General features: G+C 64.1%; 12 protein-coding genes and 1 pseudogene. 5 read left to right on the top strand and 8 right to left on the bottom strand.

What is annotated here, in order from left to right:
- Nucleotides 1-163 precede the first annotated feature (163 nt).
- Complete coding sequence (locus tag ELS24_RS15860) at nucleotides 164-934, top strand: SDR family oxidoreductase (RefSeq protein WP_050446890.1); 771 nt, start codon at nucleotides 164-166, stop codon at nucleotides 932-934.
- A 118-nt stretch (nucleotides 935-1,052) separates the two neighbouring features.
- On the opposite strand, the gene ELS24_RS15855 is transcribed toward ELS24_RS15860, so the two are convergent.
- The 3 genes from ELS24_RS15855 to ELS24_RS15845 all read right to left on the bottom strand — a co-directional run bounded on the left by ELS24_RS15855 (nucleotide 1,053) and on the right by ELS24_RS15845 (nucleotide 4,410).
- Complete coding sequence (locus ELS24_RS15855) at nucleotides 1,053-1,649, bottom strand: C40 family peptidase (protein WP_050446889.1); 597 nt, start codon at nucleotides 1,647-1,649, stop codon at nucleotides 1,053-1,055.
- 242 nt (nucleotides 1,650-1,891) lie between these two features.
- Nucleotides 1,892-3,991 carry a TonB-dependent receptor gene (locus tag ELS24_RS15850; RefSeq protein WP_127184670.1) on the bottom strand — a complete coding sequence of 700 codons (2,100 nt, stop codon included), beginning with the start codon at nucleotides 3,989-3,991 and terminating at the stop codon, nucleotides 1,892-1,894.
- A 65-nt stretch (nucleotides 3,992-4,056) separates the two neighbouring features.
- On the bottom strand, nucleotides 4,057-4,410 hold the full coding sequence (locus ELS24_RS15845; protein ID WP_050446887.1) for a hypothetical protein: 354 nt from the start codon (nucleotides 4,408-4,410) through the stop codon (nucleotides 4,057-4,059).
- A 214-nt stretch (nucleotides 4,411-4,624) separates the two neighbouring features.
- Between ELS24_RS15845 and ELS24_RS15840 the strand changes: the two genes are divergently transcribed.
- Entirely contained in the window at nucleotides 4,625-6,124 is a 1,500-nt protein-coding gene (locus ELS24_RS15840) for an AMP nucleosidase (RefSeq protein ID WP_417220580.1), read from the top strand.
- Nucleotides 6,125-6,327: 203 nt separating this feature from the next.
- The gene (locus tag ELS24_RS15835) at nucleotides 6,328-7,815 is read left to right on the top strand and encodes an amino acid permease (protein ID WP_157055409.1); all 1,488 of its coding nucleotides are present in this window, start codon (nucleotides 6,328-6,330) and stop codon (nucleotides 7,813-7,815) included.
- A 52-nt stretch (nucleotides 7,816-7,867) separates the two neighbouring features.
- Here the strand turns inward: ELS24_RS15835 and ELS24_RS15830 are convergent, their stop codons facing one another.
- Entirely contained in the window at nucleotides 7,868-8,764 is an 897-nt protein-coding gene (locus tag ELS24_RS15830; protein ID WP_050446885.1) for a LysR family transcriptional regulator, read from the bottom strand.
- Between the two features lie 134 nt (nucleotides 8,765-8,898).
- Complete coding sequence (locus tag ELS24_RS15825; protein WP_127184669.1) at nucleotides 8,899-9,831, bottom strand: YicC/YloC family endoribonuclease; 933 nt, start codon at nucleotides 9,829-9,831, stop codon at nucleotides 8,899-8,901.
- A gap of 181 nt (nucleotides 9,832-10,012) precedes the next feature.
- Between ELS24_RS15825 and rph the strand changes: the two genes are divergently transcribed.
- Nucleotides 10,013-10,747, top strand: coding sequence for a ribonuclease PH (rph, locus tag ELS24_RS15820; protein WP_050446883.1), 735 nt, complete (start codon nucleotides 10,013-10,015; stop codon nucleotides 10,745-10,747).
- Between the two features lie 198 nt (nucleotides 10,748-10,945).
- Here the strand turns inward: rph and ELS24_RS15815 are convergent, their stop codons facing one another.
- On the bottom strand, nucleotides 10,946-12,319 hold the full coding sequence (locus tag ELS24_RS15815; RefSeq protein ID WP_127184668.1) for an MmgE/PrpD family protein: 1,374 nt from the start codon (nucleotides 12,317-12,319) through the stop codon (nucleotides 10,946-10,948).
- 17 nt (nucleotides 12,320-12,336) lie between these two features.
- Nucleotides 12,337-13,497: an acyl-CoA dehydrogenase family protein gene (locus tag ELS24_RS15810; protein ID WP_050446881.1), complete on the bottom strand. Its 1,161-nt coding sequence runs from the start codon at nucleotides 13,495-13,497 to the stop codon at nucleotides 12,337-12,339.
- Nucleotides 13,498-13,684: 187 nt separating this feature from the next.
- Here ELS24_RS15810 and ELS24_RS15805 point away from each other — a divergent pair.
- Nucleotides 13,685-15,115: pseudogene (locus ELS24_RS15805) on the top strand (methyl-accepting chemotaxis protein); the annotation flags it as partial.
- 210 nt (nucleotides 15,116-15,325) lie between these two features.
- Here ELS24_RS15805 and ELS24_RS15800 read toward each other — a convergent pair.
- Nucleotides 15,326-17,179 carry an EAL domain-containing protein gene (locus ELS24_RS15800; protein ID WP_230695056.1) on the bottom strand — a complete coding sequence of 618 codons (1,854 nt, stop codon included), beginning with the start codon at nucleotides 17,177-17,179 and terminating at the stop codon, nucleotides 15,326-15,328.
- Between the last annotated feature and the right edge of the window lie 31 nt (nucleotides 17,180-17,210).

Genomic DNA, 17,210 nt, shown 5'->3' with positions numbered 1-17,210 from the left:
GCGCGCTTCGCGACTAAGACGGCATTTTCCTTAAGGCGGCACTTTCTCGCTTCTTCTGCTTGCACGTCACCGCAGCGCATTGTGTCCGCATTGGAAACTTTGCTTGCAGCTTCGCAAGAATGATTGCGGTAGCATCTCGCCGATTGATAACAAGGAGAATTCGATGCATGCGAACGAGATCGAACCGCCGCGCGTAGCCCTGGTAACCGGCGCAGGGACAGGAATTGGACGCGCGGTAGCACTGGAATTTTTGGCTCAAGGCTACCGGGTGGTGCTGGCGGGGCGTCGACGCGACCCGCTTGAAGCCACCCGTACCGCAGCCGGTGAAGATGGTGTGCGTGCCCTGGTGGTGCCCACCGATGTCTCGGACGAGCACGCTGTGCGTGATCTATTCGACACTGCGCAGCGGGAGTATGGCCGCCTGGATGTGCTGTTCAATAATGCGGGCCGTGGCGCACCGGCCATGCCCATCGAAGAACTGCCCGTCTCGGTATGGCGCGAAGTTGTCGATACCAACCTGACCGGCATGTTCCTGTGCGCGCAAGCCGCCATCCGTGTGATGAAGGCGCAGTCCCCGCAAGGCGGCCGCATCATCAACAACGGGTCTATCTCGGCACATGCGCCGCGTCCGTTCTCCATTGCCTACACGGCAACCAAACACGCGGTGACGGGCCTGACCAAATCCATTTCGCTGGATTGCCGCCCCTATGGCATTGCCTGCGGGCAGATCGACATCGGCAACGCCGCCACCGACATGACCGAGCGCATGGCGGCGGGCATTCTGCAGGCCGACGGCAGCACCAAGGTCGAGCCGCGCATGGATGTGGCGCATGTGGCGCAAGCCGTGGCCGCCATGGCGCGCCTGCCGCTGGACGCAAATGTGCAGTTCATGACCATCATGGCCACCAACATGCCCTTTGTGGGGCGGGGCTGAATCCACGAAGCCTGCCGGCTGTAGCCCGGCAGGCTTCGGTGCCCTGATGCTAGGCGCCCGGCAGGCGCCTTTTTTTTCGCGCCGGTTCGCCGGCCCCAAAATGCCTTAACGCCAGGCCTTAACGCGAGGCTTGTGCCAGCATCTGGCCCTGCGTGGTGTCCAGATAGCGCCGCGCGCCAACGTAACGCTTGGTCCAGTAGGGATTCGTCATTTCGTCGACGCGCACCTTGGTGCCGCGTCGGGGCGCGTGGACGAATTTGTTCTGGCCGATGTAGATGCCTACGTGCGACGTTACACCACGCCCCCGAGTGGCAAAAAAGACCAGGTCGCCAGGACGCAGTGCCTTCTTGTTGGACACGGACTTCCCTTCGCTGCGCTGGGCGCGGGCGGTGCGGGGAAGTTCAAGCCCGGCGATTTCTCGGTAGACATACAGCACCAACCCGCTGCAGTCGAAGCCTTCGGCATCGTCGCCACCCCAGCTGTACGGGGTGCCGATGGCGTCCAGGCCCGCTTGCACGACACGTTCACGCAAGGTGGGCACGGTGGGCTCTTGCGCCAGGCGCAGGCCGTTGAGCGTCGGGCGGGCTTGCTCGGTGGGCAGGGAGGCCTGGGCGGCGCCTGGTATCCACGAGAGGGTCAGGGCAAGAAGGGGGGCAGACAGGAAAACGGGAATGCGGAAATCGGCAATTCGGACTTTTCGCGTAGGCGGCGTCATTACGTCACTTCAGAAATCGGAGTAGGCGGCATGGCTTTGCCTGGAGGGGGCAAGCCGGCGGAAAGGGGCGGCTTCGGGACGCAAAAGGCCCGGAAGCTGTTGAATTATAGTGGAATAAAGTTTCATTACATTTGTAGTGCAATGCAGCAATATCGGGGCAAATCCGTTACGCCCTCCCGGGAGAACGACGTAACGGTTGCAGCATTTTGGACTTCAAACACCGCGGTTCAGTAAGCCACGCCTCAGAAGCTGCCGCGCAAGCCCACCATGACGGCGCGCCCCCCTTCGGGCGCCACATCGCGCAGTACCGATGTGGCGTAGCGGATGTCCTGATTGGTCAGGTTCAGGCCGCGTAGGTAAGCCTCCCATTGCACGCCGGTGGTCTTGAAGCGATACCCGGCATTGGCGTCCAGGCTGTAATACCCGGCGGTAGACGTGTCGTTGGCCGGGTGGTCGTGCTGGGCAAAGGCTTTGGACACGCTCACCCCGGCGCAGTAGGGCCCGTAGCCGTAGTCCAGCGCCACGCGCAGGCGCAGCGGCGGAATGCGTGGCAGCGAACGCCCGGTATCGCGGTTGCGCGAGAGGGTGTAGTCGCCAGACAAGCCCAGGTCCAGCGTATGACCGTCGCGCTGCAACACCCGCGTCACGTTTTCAGCCTCCAGGCCGTACAGGCGGGCGGATACGCCTTGGTAGCGCGCCTCGGGCAACGCGTCGTCGCCGCCCGCCGCGACCACGCCACCGTCGTCGTTGCGATAGCGACCGGTGTTGGTTTCCGCCAGATAGTTGGCAAAGCTGCTGTAGAACACGCCGATGCTGCCGTGGTCGGCATCGTTCTTGTAGCGCAGCGCCAGGTCGCCCGACCAGGCGCGTTCCTTGCCCAGGTTCTGGTCGCCGACCAGGTATTGGCCGGTGGCCGCGTGGGGGCCGTTGGCGTAGAGCTCGTAGAAGGTGGGCGCGCGCTCGGTGTAGGCGCCGTTGGCGGCGACCGACCAGCGGCTGTCCAGCTTGTAGATGCCGCCCACCGAGAAGCTGCCGGCGTTGAAGTCGCGGCGCGAGGAGCCGTCAAAACGGTCGTTGCCGCCCGCCGTCGGCTTCAACTGCGTGTGATCGATACGAGCGCCGGCCGACAGCGTGAACCGGTCGGTCAGGTCCCATTCCTCCAGCGCAAAGAGCGCGGCGGAATCGGTGTCGGTGGTGGGCACCAAGGCTTCATCGCCCAGCGCCGAGAAGCGCGTTTGTCCGAACTGCAGACCCAACACGCCGTGCAGCGGGCCGATGTCGGCGTGGCGCGCCTCGATTCGCGCCTCATAGCCCCGGTTCTTGAACACCGTGCCGGTTTCGCCGTCTTCCACTTCCTTGTGCTGATAGTCGGTGTAGGCAAAGTTGAGCTTGATGCTCTTGAACGGCCCATCCAGGTTGCGCAGTTCGCCCGCCGCGCCGAAGCGCTCTTGGTGCATCTTGATCCGCACGTCCTCTTCGGCGACCGACCCATAGTTGGCGTCGTAACCGCTGTAGGACAGGCCTGCGTAGCCATGGTCGCTCGTCCATGACATGCCTAAAGCGCCGCCGCTGGCCTCGCCGTCGCTATTGGGCAGGCGGCCGCGCGCTTGTTCAGTATCCGGCCCGTCTGCCGCGCGTTGCTGCGCCGTGCGCGCATAGCCCGGAATACGCAGCGTGTCGGTCTTGCGTCCGAATACATCGGCGTGGATGGCAAAGGTGCCGTCGCCGCCTTCCAGTTGCACGGCGCCGTTGCGGTCATTGTTGGCGCCGCCGTAGCTGCCGCCCACTTCGCCATGAACGCCGTCGATGGGCTCGGTGGGAATGCGGTTGTCCACGGTGTTGACCACGCCGCCGATCGCGTTGCCGCCGTAGAGCAGGGCGGCGGGGCCGCGCAACACCTCCACCCGGTTCATCGACAGTGGGTCCTGAGGCACGGCGTGGTCGAACGATAGTGACGACGCATCCAGCATGCCGACGCCATTGTTCAACAGGCGGATCCGGTCACCGTCCAATCCGCGAATGATCGGCCGACCCACCATGGGGCCGTAACTGGTGGTGGATACGCCGGGTAGCCCGTTCAACGTTTCGCCCAGATTCGAGGCGCGGCGCAACGCCAGACCCTGGCCTTCAAGCACGCTGGCGGGCGTGGTCAGCGCGTCGCTGCCCAGCGGATTGGCGGTAATGACGACTGGCGCCAGCGTTGCGGCGTCGGATGGGGTTTGCGCCTGCACGGCAGCGGGAAAGGCGTAGGGCAACGCAGCCAGGCAGGCCAGCGTCAACGGGCGCATGGCAACGGCGCGCAGCGCGGCACGCGCCCCGGCGGGGTATGTCGGGAGACTCATGGTGACAATCCAGGAGCCGGCGCAATGGCCGGCGGATGAAATCAGAAAAGGGAGGCTTGCGGATTTCAGCCCTGCAGGGGCGGGGCGCGGGATTGGAACCAGGTGCCGCTGATGGCGATGGCGCTGGTCGGCGCTGCGGACGCGGGCGGTGATGTGGTGGCAGGCGCCGCATGCCAATGAAACGACGACGGCAGCGGCGCATCCAGCAGGTCCCACAGGTCGCACAGGCTGCACTGGCCTGGCTTGTCTTGCGGGTGAGAGTCGTCCTGGCTGGAAGTGGGCGGCTCACCCAGGTGGGTCAGTGCATGGCGAAGGTTGCCGACGGGCGCCAGCAGCAGGCAGGCGCACACCCAGGCGAGCACCGCCCAACGCGTGAATAGCGGCGGGGTGTTGCGGGGTGGGGGAAGCTGCGAGCGCATCCGTCAACGGCAAGAATAAAGTACGGAATGATATATCGTTTCCTATAGGTGCGCGATGCATGCCTTGTCCCGAGAGGGCTGAATGTGTCACTTCAGGCGCGAAGGGCTCGGGCATAATCGTCGACATCGGCGCTTTACGGCATGACACGCCCCGGACGTTCAACCCGATGGCCGTGCAAACCGATAAGACAGATAAGAAGCGGAGTAGAGCTCAATGATGAACGCAGTACACCCTTTGTCTTCCATGAACCGGCCCGACGCCTTGCCCTTCGAACCTTTCCAGGATGCGCGGGCCGCCGTCGACCGCTTGTCCGAAATCTATGCGCGCAACACTGCATTCCTGCGCGCCGCCTTCCGCGAAGTGCTCAAAAGCCCCGGCAATGGCCCCGAGCGTGCCCGCGCGTACTACCCGGCCATCCGTATCGTGGTTGAAACCTACGACCCGATCGATACCCGCCTGTCATACGGCCATGTGGCCGAACCCGGCGTGTACCAAACCACCATCACGCAGCCCGAATTGTTCCGCGACTACCTGATCGAACAGGTGGGCCAACTGCTGCAGAACCATCGCGTGGCTGTGGAAGTGGGTGAATCCGATTCCCCCATCCCGCTGCATTTCGCCTTCCCCGAAGGCGCTTATGTTGAAGGCGAGCACCTGGAAGCGTTGAAGCGCCCGCTTCGCGACTTGTTCGACGTGCCCGACTTGGCCGTTACCGACGACGCCATCGTGAATGGTTCCTGGCGTGGCAAAGAGGGTGAACCCAAGCCGCTGGCGCCGTTTACGGCCCAGCGCGTCGACTATTCTCTGCATCGCTTGCAGCACTACACGTCGACGGCGCCCGCGCACTTTCAAAATTTTGTGCTGTTCACCAATTACCAGTTCTATGTCGACGAGTTTTGCGCCCGGGCCCGCGCGCTGATGGCCAGCGGCAACGAAGACTACGAGATGCTGGTCGAACCCGGCAACCGCATCACGCGGCGCGGCGAAAGCGGCCCGGGCGACGAAGGCCAGGGCGTGCGCCTGCCGCAGATGCCTGCCTATCATCTGGTGCGCGGCGACCACTCCGGCATCACGCTGGTCAACATTGGCGTGGGGCCATCCAACGCCAAGACCATCACCGATCACATCGCCGTGCTGCGCCCGCATGCCTGGCTGATGCTGGGCCATTGCGCCGGCCTGCGCGATTCCCAGCGCCTGGGCGACTACGTACTGGCGCACGGCTATGTGCGCGAAGACCACGTGCTGGACGATGACCTGCCCACCTGGGTGCCCGTGCCCGCGCTGGCCGAAGTGCAGGTGGCCTTGGAACAGGCGGTGGAAGAGGTGGCCGGCCTGTCGGGGTGGGACCTGAAACGCATCATGCGCACCGGCACCGTGGCCACCATCGACAACCGCAACTGGGAACTGCGCGACCACGTTGAACTGGTCGAGCGCTTTGCGCAGTCCAGGGCCATTGCGCTGGACATGGAATCCGCCACCATCGCCGCCAATGGTTTCCGCTTCCGTGTGCCGTATGGCACGTTGCTATGTGTATCCGACAAGCCCCTGCACGGTGAATTGAAACTGCCTGGAATGGCCAGCGTTTTCTATCGCCGGCAGGTCAACCAGCACCTGGAAATTGGCATCCGCGCGCTGGAGCGCTTGCGCGACATGCCCCCTGAACGCCTGCATTCGCGCAAGCTGCGCACCTTCATGGAAACAGCTTTCCAGTAGGCTTGATCCGTCCCCAAACCCGCGCCGTTTTTGCGGCAGGCGGGTTTGCGCTATTCTCGCGCGTTGCTCGGTAATCCCCGGCTTTCGCGCGGTACTCGCGCGGACGCTTTCAAGACGTGAAGGAATGCATTTTGGCCCCCTCGGAACACGATGAACGCCGCTCCGGCGGCACGCGCGCAGCAAAGGCGGGCGCGCCTTCGGAGTTGCGGCGCACCCTGTCCGCACGCCACCTGACAATGATCGCGGTAGGCGGCTCCATTGGCACCGGTCTCTTCGTGGCCTCGGGCGCAACCATCGCCAGCGCGGGCCCGGGCGGCGCGCTGCTGGGCTATGTGCTGATCGGCGTGATGGTTTACTTCCTGATGACGAGCCTGGGCGAATTGGCCGCCGCCATGCCCGTGTCGGGCTCGTTTTCCACCTATGGCGCGCGCTACGTCGAAGACGGCTTCGGCTTCGCGCTGGGTTGGAACTATTGGTACAACTGGGCGGTAACGGTGGCGGTGGACCTGGTGGCCGCGCAGCTCGTCATGGCTTATTGGTTCCCCGATGTGCCGGGCTTTTACTGGAGCGCCTTGTTCCTGGCGATTACCTTCGGGCTGAACGCGATGTCGGCGCGCGGCTTCGGCGAGGCGGAATTCTGGTTTGCGCTGATCAAGGTCGTGGCCGTGCTGGGCTTTGTGGCCATGGGCGTGATGATGCTGCTGGGCATTATCCGCGGCGGCGAAACCGGTGGGGTGGCCAACTGGACGGTAGGCGATGCGCCATTCGCCGGCGGGTTCGCCGCTTTGATCGGCGTGGCGATGGTGGTGGGGTTTTCGTTCCAGGGAACGGAACTGATCGGTATTGCCGCGGGCGAATCCAAGGACCCGGCCCGCAACCTGCCGCGCGCGGTTCGCCAGGTGTTCTGGCGGATTCTGCTGTTTTACGTCATGGCGATTCTGGTGATCGGCCTGTTGATCCCGTATACCGACCCACACCTGCTGCGCAACGACGTCAAAGACATCAGCGTCAGCCCCTTCGCGCTGATCTTCGAACGGGCTGGTTTGCTGGCGGCGGCCTCCGTCATGAATGCGGTGGTGCTGACGTCGGTATTGTCCGCGGGCAATTCGGGCATGTACGCGGCAACTCGCATGCTGTACAGCCTGGCGCGCGAGGGCAAGGCGCCGCGCATTTTTGGCCGCATTTCGCGCCATGGCGTGCCGATGTGGGCGCTGCTGGCCACGACCGTGGTCGCGGCTTTGTGCTTCTTCACCTTCATCTTCAGCCCGAACGCGGTGTACATCTGGCTGTTGAATACTTCCGGTATGACCGGTTTCATTGCGTGGCTGGGCATCGCCATCAGCCACTATCGTTTTCGGCGCGGCTATGTGAAGCAGGGCCACAGCCTGGCCGACCTGCCTTATGTGTCGCCGTTCTTTCCCTTTGGCCCGATCTTTGCCTTCGTGCTGTGCCTGGTGATCACGCTGGGGCAGAACTACCAGGCGTTTCTACAAGACCGTATCGATTGGGGTGGCGTGGTGGCCACCTACATCGGCATTCCGCTGTTCCTGCTGATCTGGCTGGGCTATCGCCTGGCGCGCGGCTCGCGCTTCATCAGCTACCGGGACATGCGTTTCCCGGAGCCGCGCGCGCGTAGCGAGTATCTGGATTCAGCCTTGCGCGGAGAGCCGGCGGCGGGCGAGGCGCGTTAGGAATAGCAGGCGCTGGATTGCCCGGCAAGCGGGATCCAGCGCCAGGCCGCGCTCAGGCCGTGGGCCGGCACTGCTCAAGCATCCATGCCCCGAACTCGCGCACCAGCGGCGTGTCGGCCTGCGCTTGGGGATAGACGAAGTAATAGGCGTCGGTGCTGCTTAACACTTGCGGAAACAGTTGGATGAGTTCGCCCGTGTCGATCTCGCGCTCAACCAGAAAGCGGGGAAGCAGCGCCGCGCCCAGGCTTGAGGCGGCGGCTTGCGCCAACATGGATGCCTGCTCGAAGTGGGGGCCTTGCATGGCGCGTGCTGAACTGGCGCCGTGCTGGTCGAACCACGTGGCCCACTGGGCTGGGCGTGAGGTCTGGTGCAGCAGCACCACCTGGGCCAGGTCCGAGATATGCCGGATACCATGGCGCCGTTGATAGCCGGGGCTGCACACGGCGATGACTTCTTCGGGCATCAGGTATTCGCACACAGCGCCGGCCCAATAGGGCGCGCCAAAGTGGATGGCTGCGTCAAACGGCTCTTGCGAAAATTCGAAGGGCAGGGTGCGTGACGTGAAGTTGATGGTGACTTCAGGTTTGCGCGCCATGAAGTCCCCCAGGCGCGGAATGAGCCAGCGGGTACCCAAGGTGGGCAGCACTGCCAGATTAAGCTGGTCGCGCCGCGTGCACGCCATGGTGCGGCGCGTGGCGTCGGACAATTGGTGCAGCAGGACGCGCACTTCCGAGGCGTAGGCGCGGCCGGCATCGCTTAACACCACCCGTTGGCGCACGCGATGGAACAGCGTCACGCCAAGTTGCGTTTCAAGTTGGTGAATCTGGCGCGATACGGCGCTTTGCGTCAGGTGAAGTTCATCCGCCGCGCGCGACACGCTGTTGCGCCGGGCGACTGCTTCGAAGGCCAGGAGGTTGGCAACGGGCGGCAGAAAGGTCTTGCGGAACATGGCGATTCCTAATCGGTGTGTCCTGAAAGTAAACCCGCCATGACAACACGCTCGCGCCGGCGCTCGAATAGGAAAAGTCTGGAATGCAAAAAGGCCGCATGACGCGGCCTTGAAACGTGAGCAGCGAGCGTGCCTTACTCGATGTTCTGCGCCTGTTCGCGCATTTGCTCGATCAGCAGTTTCAGATCCATGGCGGCACGCGTCACGTCCATGCTGCCGGCCTTGGACCCCAGGGTATTGGCTTCGCGGTTCATTTCCTGGAACAGGAAATCCAGGCGCTTGCCCGCGCTGCCGGCCTGCTTCTTGCCCGACGCGGCTTTGCCACCGCCATCGCTCAACAGGTGACGCAATTCCTCAAGGTGCGAACGCAGCCGCGACAATTCTTCCGCAACGTCGATACGCAGCGCGAACAGATTGGCTTCCTGCGACAGGCGTTCGGACAATTCCGTGCCCGAGATATGGGTGAAACCGCCCGGAAAGGCCGACTCGACGCTTTCGCGCAGCTTGGCGGCCAGCTTCTCGCGGTGGTCGGCCAGCAATTGCGGTAGATGCGCCTGAACGATGTCAACCACGCGGGCGACCCCATCGGCGCACTCGCGCATCATGCCGGCCAGGCGTTCGCCTTCGCGCGCGCGGCCTTCCTGCAACTGGATCAAGGCCTGTTGCGCGGCTTGCAAACAAGCGGCACCCCAGATTTGCGGGTCCAGCGCGTCGTTGCCGCGTTGGCCGGGCCAGTTGAACAGTTCCACCAGACGGGGGGGAGAGATATCGGGAACAATGCGGCGAGCCGCCTGGAGCTGCTCGGCCAGGCTTTCCAGCCAGGTCGGGTCCAGCTTGGACAGGTCGGTGCTGGCATTGCGGGTGAACGACACCCGGATCTCGACCTTGCCGCGCGCCAGGTTGGCCGTCAGCAGCTCGCGCAGCGGCGTTTCAACGTGCCGCAGCTCGTCGGGCAAGCGGAAATACAAATCAAGGAATCGGCTGTTGACGCTGCGCAGTTCAATGGCAAGCGTGCCTTGTTCTAGGTCTGCTCGGGCGTTGCCGAAGGCGGTCATGCTGCGAATCATGGGCGTGTCCTGGTGAAGCTTGGGGTAAGAGCCGGTTGCGCCGGGGCCCGCGGCATCCTGGTAAAGGGGGCGGGTCTGTTTATTGAACCGGATATATCGCGGCAGGATACTCCAAGCCGGGATTTCCTGCGGCGGCTGCCCGTACAATGCCGCGAACCCTATTTCTGTCTGGAGTCTGCCTGTGACCACTACGCCCACCATCGCCCGTCCGTCTGGCCGCGCCGTCGACGAACTGCGGCCGTTCAGCCTGGAGCGCGGATTCACGCGCTACGCCGAAGGGTCGGTGCTGGTGAAGGCGGGCGACACGCACGTGCTGTGCACCGCAAGCGTGCTGGAAAAGGTGCCGCCGTTTCTGAAGGGCAAGGGCGAAGGCTGGGTCACGGCGGAATACGGCATGCTGCCGCGCGCAACGCATACGCGCGGTGACCGCGAAGCGGCGCGCGGCAAGCAAAGCGGCCGCACGCAAGAGATTCAACGCCTGATCGGCCGCAGCCTGCGTGCCGTGTTCGACATGCGCGCACTGGGCGAACGCACCTTGCATCTGGACTGCGATGTGCTGCAGGCCGATGGCGGCACCCGCTGCGCCAGCATCACGGGCGCCTGGGTGGCGGCAGCCGACGCCGTGGCCTTGCTGATGCAGCGCGGCGACGTGGCGGTCAACCCGATCCGCGACGCAGTCGCCGCCGTGTCGGTGGGCTTGGTGCAAGGGCGTTCGGTGCTGGACCTGGACTACCAGGAAGATTCCGCCTGCGACGCCGACGTCAATGTCATCATGACGGGCAGCGGCGCGTTCGTGGAAGTGCAAGGCACCGGCGAAGGCGCTACCTTCACTCGCGCTGAACTGGACACCATGCTGGTTTTGGCGGAAGGCGGCATTGCGCAGTTGGTCCAGGCGCAGCGCGCTGCGCTGGTGTGACCTTTGTAGGATGGGCGAAGCGCGAGAGGCGGGTTGCAAGAATTCGGTTGGGAAATGCGCGTAACCCATCGTTCGGTGGTGATTTTTTGGCCTTGTTGGTTCTTTGGCGAAATCGGCCTAATCCTCACCGCTGCTTGATGGGTTTCGCGCGTTCGATTTCATTTTTCTATTTAATGGGATCTTCGCGCTGCACCCATCCTACGTGGGCAACAGGGCGCCTACTTTCTCTGCCTTTTCCAAGGCCCAGATTTTATCTATCAGGCCGCGTAGTTCCTGTTCCGTTGCCGCATTGGCGTAGCGGCCCAGGCTGAGCGTCTTGTCTTCGATTTCCGGGCGGCTCAGGGTGTTGCCGGGGTCGCCCTTGGGTTCGTCGACGCGGCCGTGCAGGGTGCGGCCGTCGCGTGTGGTGACGGTGACTTTACCGATCCAACGTTGCGGATAGGCGTTGTCGACCTCCGGGTCCAGCGCCATCTCCACTTTCCCACGGAATACCGCGACCGCCGGATCATCCAGCCCCGCATCAAATTCCGCCAAGCCCGCGCGTCCTTGGCGGGCGATCAGCGCCAGCACCGTGCCCATTGAAAACTTGGACTGGTGCACCGTTTGTGGGTTGACCACCGGGCCCAGCACATCGATCGCGCCCTGGTGCACATGCGCCACCACGCGTTCCACATCCGCCTCGGTCAGCTTGTTGTCCCGCAGCGCCTGTTGCAAGGCGTCCGCCGCCGGGTGCGTGTGACGGCACGACGCATGGAACTTGAATGACGTTTCCGCCAAGGCCCAGCGTTCACCCAGGCGGTCGCAAAGCTTCGAGGGATCGGCATCGGTCGACATACCCGCCGCCATGCCCTGCGGGCCTTCCAGGATGTGGCGCGCGCCGGTGAAGCCCTCTTGCGCCAAGTAGGCGGCGGTCATGCCGTCGGCTGCTGCCTTGGCCGTATGCAGTTGCTTGGAGTCGGCCGCATCGCGCAGAAACTCCCACAGGCCCGCCGCCTGCGTGCCGGCCGAACCCAGGGCGTGCAGCATCTGGTCGGGCGTGAGCTTGAGCAGGCGGCCGGTGGTGACAGCGGCGGCCAGGGTGCCGGCCGTGCCCGTCGTGTGGAAAATCTTGTAGTGCGAGCGACCCAGGAATTCCCCCACCCGGATGCCCACTTCATAGCCCGCCACCGACGCCACCAACAGATCACGGCCCGAACTGCCCAGCGCCTGCGCAACCGCCAGGGCAGGCGGAAACACCACGGCGGCCGGATGGAACACCGAACCGTTGTGGACGTCGTCCTGTTCCACCACATGGGCCGCCGCCGCGTTCACCATGGCGGCAAACAACGGCGTGGTACGGCGGCGGTTGATCAGCACTTCGCTGGGGCCATCGGCCGGCCCCATCGTAGCGGCATAGCGGTCAATGGCCAGCACGGCGCGCGCCGACGCGCCAGCGAGTATCGACGCCAGGCAATCCAGCAGCAGGTCTTCGGCGCGGCGCAACACCGGCGCGGGAATGTCTTCGTAGCGCAGGTTGGCGGCGAAGGCGGCCAGTTCGGCGCTTAGATCGGAGGTATCTTTGCTTGCAGTCATGAGCATTGGCGTCGGGGTCAGAAGGAACGGGGCAAGCCCAGGATGTGTTCGGCAACGTAAGACAGAATCAGGTTCGTCGAAATCGGCGCAACCTGATAAAGCCGCGTTTCGCGGAACTTGCGTTCCACGTCGTATTCGGTGGCGAAGCCGAAGCCGCCGTGAAACTGCAAGCAGGCGTTGGCGGCTTCCCACGATGCATCCGCGGCCAGCAGCTTGGCCATGTTGGCCTGCGCGCCGCAGGGTTGGTGCGCGTCGAACAAGCGGCAGGCTTCGTAACGCATCAGGCTGGCGGCTTCCACGTTGATATGGGCGCGGGCGATGGGAAATTGCACGCCCTGGTTCTGGCCGATGGGGCGGCCGAACACCATGCGTTCCTTGGCGTAGGCGGTGACCTTGTCCACGAACCAGTAGCCGTCGCCGATGCACTCGGCGGCAATCAGCGTGCGTTCGGCGTTCAGACCATCCAGGATGTACTTGAAGCCTTTGCCTTCTTCACCGATCAGGTTTTCGACGGGAATTTCCAGGTTGTCGAAAAACAGTTCATTGGTCTCGTGGTTGACCATGTTGGGAATGGGGCGGATCGTCATGCCGTGCTTGACGGCGTGGTGCAGGTCCACCAGGAAGATCGACATGCCTTCGGATTTGCGCGTGACCTGGTCCAGTGGCGTGGTGCGCGCCAGCAGGATCATCAAGTCCGAATGCTGCACGCGCGAAATCCAGACCTTCTGGCCATTGATGACGTAGCGGTCGCCACGGCGCACGGCGGTGGTCTTGATCTTGGTGGTGTCGGTGCCGGTGGTGGGTTCGGTAACGCCCATTGACTGCAACCGCAGTTCGCCCGCGGCGATGCGCGGCAGGTACTCGCGCTTCTGCGCTTCCGAGCCGTGGCGCAGCAAGGTGCCCATGTTGTACATCTGGCCGTGGCAGGCGCCGGAATTGCCGCCGCTGCGGTTGATTTCTTCCATGATGACCGACGCTTCGGTCAAGCCCAGCCCCGAGCCGCCGTATTCCTGGGGAATCAGCGCGGCCAGCCAGCCGGCCTCGGTCAGTGCGCGGACAAAGTCTTCGGGGTAGCCGCGTTCTTCATCAACCTTGCGGAAATACTCGCCGGGAAATTGCGCGCAAAGATCGCGCACGGCTTCGCGGATGTCCTGATAGTCGTGTGAGGCGTGGGGCATAGGGGTGTGGTGAGAGACAAGAGGATGGATCGGTACAGCATCGAATGTGCCGCATGGGCGCGGCCGTGCCAATTCACAATTCCTTAATACGGGGTTCCTGTTCGCAAAAGCGCACTTTCATGACGGGCGTTGGTCAGTGTTCAGAGTAGTTGTGTCAAGAAATTGCCAAACTGCCTGTCCATAATCCATGGCACTGCGCCTGACGGCGCCCGGTTTCAGACGGATGGATATGCGGAAAAATCTTAGGGTCACCACGGCGGTATCGGCCATTCTGGCGTTGTTTGTGCTGCTGTTCGCGATTGCGGCGGCGGCGGGCATCGCGGTATTGCGCGACAACCGCGCCGACATCGAAGCCCTGGGCCGGGGCAGTATCGAACGCGCCAGCGATCTGGCCGACATGACCAGCCGCTTGTTCCAGGCGCGGGCCGCGCTGGCTGATGCCAAAACCAGCATGGAAGGTGGGTTGGAAGAGGCGCGCAACCAGTCGCTGGCGCATGCCGAGGCGCTGCTCAAGCAGGCGGGCGAAAGCCTGGCGCAACTGCGCGCCAACCCGGACACGAGCGCGCAAGGCGGCCCGCTGTATGAACAACTGCTGGCGGCCTACACCGCCTTCGCGGACCAGACCATGACGCCCATGCTGCAAGCGACGCAGGCGTGGAACGGCATTGAAGTGAACCGCTTGGTGGACAAGGTGCTGCCCGACAGCGGCGCGGCCTATGTGAAGCAGGCGGATGCCTACCAGACCTATGCGCGCGAACAAGGCCAGGCGGCGGTGGCCAGCGCCAGCCAAACGTTGCAGCACGTCATCATGGTGGCCGGCGCGGTGCTGGCGGTGGTGCTGGTGCTGGCCGTGTTGATCCGGCTCGCATTTCGGCGCAGCATTTTGCGTCCGCTGAACGAGGCGGGCGCGCACTTTGATCGGATTGCGGACGGGGATCTGACCGGCGCGATCGCCATGCGCGGCGACAATGAAATCGGCGTCCTGTATTCCGCCATGCGCCGCATGCAGACGGGCCTGTCGGCGGCGGTGGCATCGGTGCGCCGGGGCGTCGAGGAAATTCATACCGGGTCCGGCGAGATCGCGGCAGGGGGCGCGGATATGTCCGACCGCACCGCACGCCAGGCCGGGTCCTTGCAGGAAGCCGCCGCCAACATGACGCAGTTGGCCCACACCGTCCAGCTCACGGCGGGCAATGCCGACCTGGCGAGCCGCCAGGCCGAAAGCGCCACGCAGCTGGCTCAGCGCGGTGGCCGCGCGGTGGATGAGGTGGTGCAAAGCATGCAGGGCATTGCCGACAGCGCGCGTCGCATCGGCGAAATTGTGGGCGTGGTGGACAGCATCGCCTTTCAGACCAACATCCTGGCCTTGAACGCCGCCGTCGAGGCGGCCCGGGCGGGCGAGCAGGGCAAGGGTTTCGCGGTGGTGGCGGGCGAAGTGCGCTCGCTGGCGCAACGCAGTGCGCAGGCGGCCAAGGAAATCAAGGGGTTGATCGAAGACTCCGCGTCGCGCGTGCAGGCCGGCGTGCGGCAGGTGAACCTGGCGGGCGACACCATGCGCGACATGGTGGTCTCGGTGGACCGAGTGACGCAGATCGTGGCCGAAATTTCAAACGCCACGGCCGAGCAAGCCGCGGGCATCGCGTCGGTGAACGATGCGGTGGCGGACATTGAACGGACCACGCAGGAAAACGCCGCCATGGTCGAACAGACCGCGGCCGCAGCGGCGGCCCTGGAAATTCAGGCGCAAGGGCTGCGCCGCGCGGTGGCCGTGTTCCAGATCGCCCAGGCGGCGCAGAACGCGTCCGCCGTGCAGGCCTCGGTCGGCCAGTTAATCGGCCAGTTGGGGCAAGACGCCGCCGGTGTAGCGCTCGATCACCAGCGACAGGTTCCCATGCTTGACCTTGTGCTTGACGTTCGCGGCGGCCGACGCGATGTCCTCCGGGCGGATGCGCTCGCATAGTGACGGGGTGACGGTCAGCGCGCCGACACCCAGCGTTACGAAGGGGAAGAAGCGCGGCACACCGTAGCGGTCTTCCGCTTCGATGCCGCCATTCTTGCGGCCCAGGTCGTCGTACAGGGCTGTTGCCTGTTCGTTGAATTCCGCAATGATGCGCTGTACGCGCTCGGTCCAATCCGGGCTGCGGAACAGCACCACGAAATCGTCACCGCCCACATGGCCGACAAAGTCGCGCAGCGGGTCGCAGTGGTGCTTGATCACCTCGGCGGTCAGCATGATCATGTCGTCGCCCCGCCAGTAGCCGTAGACGTCGTTGAAGGGCTTGAAGTTGTTCAAGTCGCCATAGCAAACGGTGAAGTCGGCCGCGTCTTCCAGCAGGGTTGCAATGTGGCGGCTGATGGGAATGTTGCCGGGCAGGGACGTCAGGGGGTTGGCGTAGCGCGCCGCCTCGATCCGCATTTCGGTCACGGAACGCACCAGGGTTTCGCCGGTTGCCAAGCCGTCGTAACGGCCGTCCCGCGTGATGATCAGGCCGTCCATCAGGTAGCGTTGGTCTTCCGAAATCAGCACATGGCTGAGCTGGTCGATGGACACGTTCAGGTCCACCAGTACCGGCTCGGCGTTCATGAACGTGGAGCACCTATCTCGGCCAAACAGTTCGCGCGTGTAGCGTTGCGCGTAGTGTTCCGAGAAATCGCGCCGGTTGATGATGCCTACCGGCCGGTTGTCGGCGTCGACCACCGCCACGGCGTGCATGGTCTTGTGTTCGATAAAAAGCCGGTGCACGTCATCGTTGGTGTGCTTGTCCAGCAGCGCGGCGGGTGCCTCCACGCGCAGGCTGGCCGCCGTGCCCCCCGCCGCGCGTTGCGACAAGGGGGCGGTGCTGCGCACGCGCAATGAATCGCGTACGGGCGCGGTCAGTTCGGTCAGCAGCGTTTCTTCAGGCCGGCCCAAGAACCAGCCCTGGGCGTAGCGGATGTCCAGTTCTCGCACCACCGCCAGGTCTTCGGCCGTCTCGATGCCTTCGGCCACGATCGCCGTGCCCAGGTGCTGGGCCACTTTCAGAATGGCGCGCACCATGCTTTGTTTGCGGTCGTCGTGGCCGATGCCGTCGAAGAAATAGCGGTCTATCTTGACCAGGTCGGGCTGAATTTCCGACCACAACTGCAAGTTCGAGTTGCCCACGCCATAGTCATCCAGCGCGATGCGCATGCCGTGCTCGCGCAGGCAGGCAAAGGCATTGCCCAGTTCGCCGATGTGGTCGGACAGCGGGTCTTGTTCGGTCAGTTCAACGATGATGCTGGAGGCTGGCAACGTGCAATCTTCCAGCAGGTGCCGCGGCATGTCGCTGCCCCACAGCGTCCAGTAGTGGATCAGCGCCGACCCGGACAGGTTCAGGAACAGCTTGCCGGAGGCGTCGTGGTCGTGAAACCCCTGCGCCCCGGCTCGAAAGCTGGCCAGTTCCAGTTGCGGATGCAGGCCGCGCCGCCGGGCTTCGGCGAACAGAGCGTCTGGAAAGTGCAGGGCGGTATCGGCGGGGCCGCGAATCAGGCTTTCGTGCCCGTAGATGCGGGTGTGCGACAGGTCAACCACCGGCTGATAGCGGGGCCGCAACAAGCGGTCTTGCAAAATGCCGGCCAAGCCGACGGGTGCGGGCGCATCGCCCGACAGGGTGAATGGCGTGCGGGCCGCAGTCGGCCGAGGCAAAGCGTGAAGAGAGGTCATCGCCGAGGCGTTCAGATACGATCAGTGACAA

Source organism: Achromobacter spanius (assembly GCF_003994415.1).
Taxonomy (GTDB): Bacteria; Pseudomonadota; Gammaproteobacteria; order Burkholderiales; family Burkholderiaceae_B; genus Achromobacter; species Achromobacter spanius_C.
This window is presented reverse-complemented; position numbering and strand designations above follow the sequence as displayed.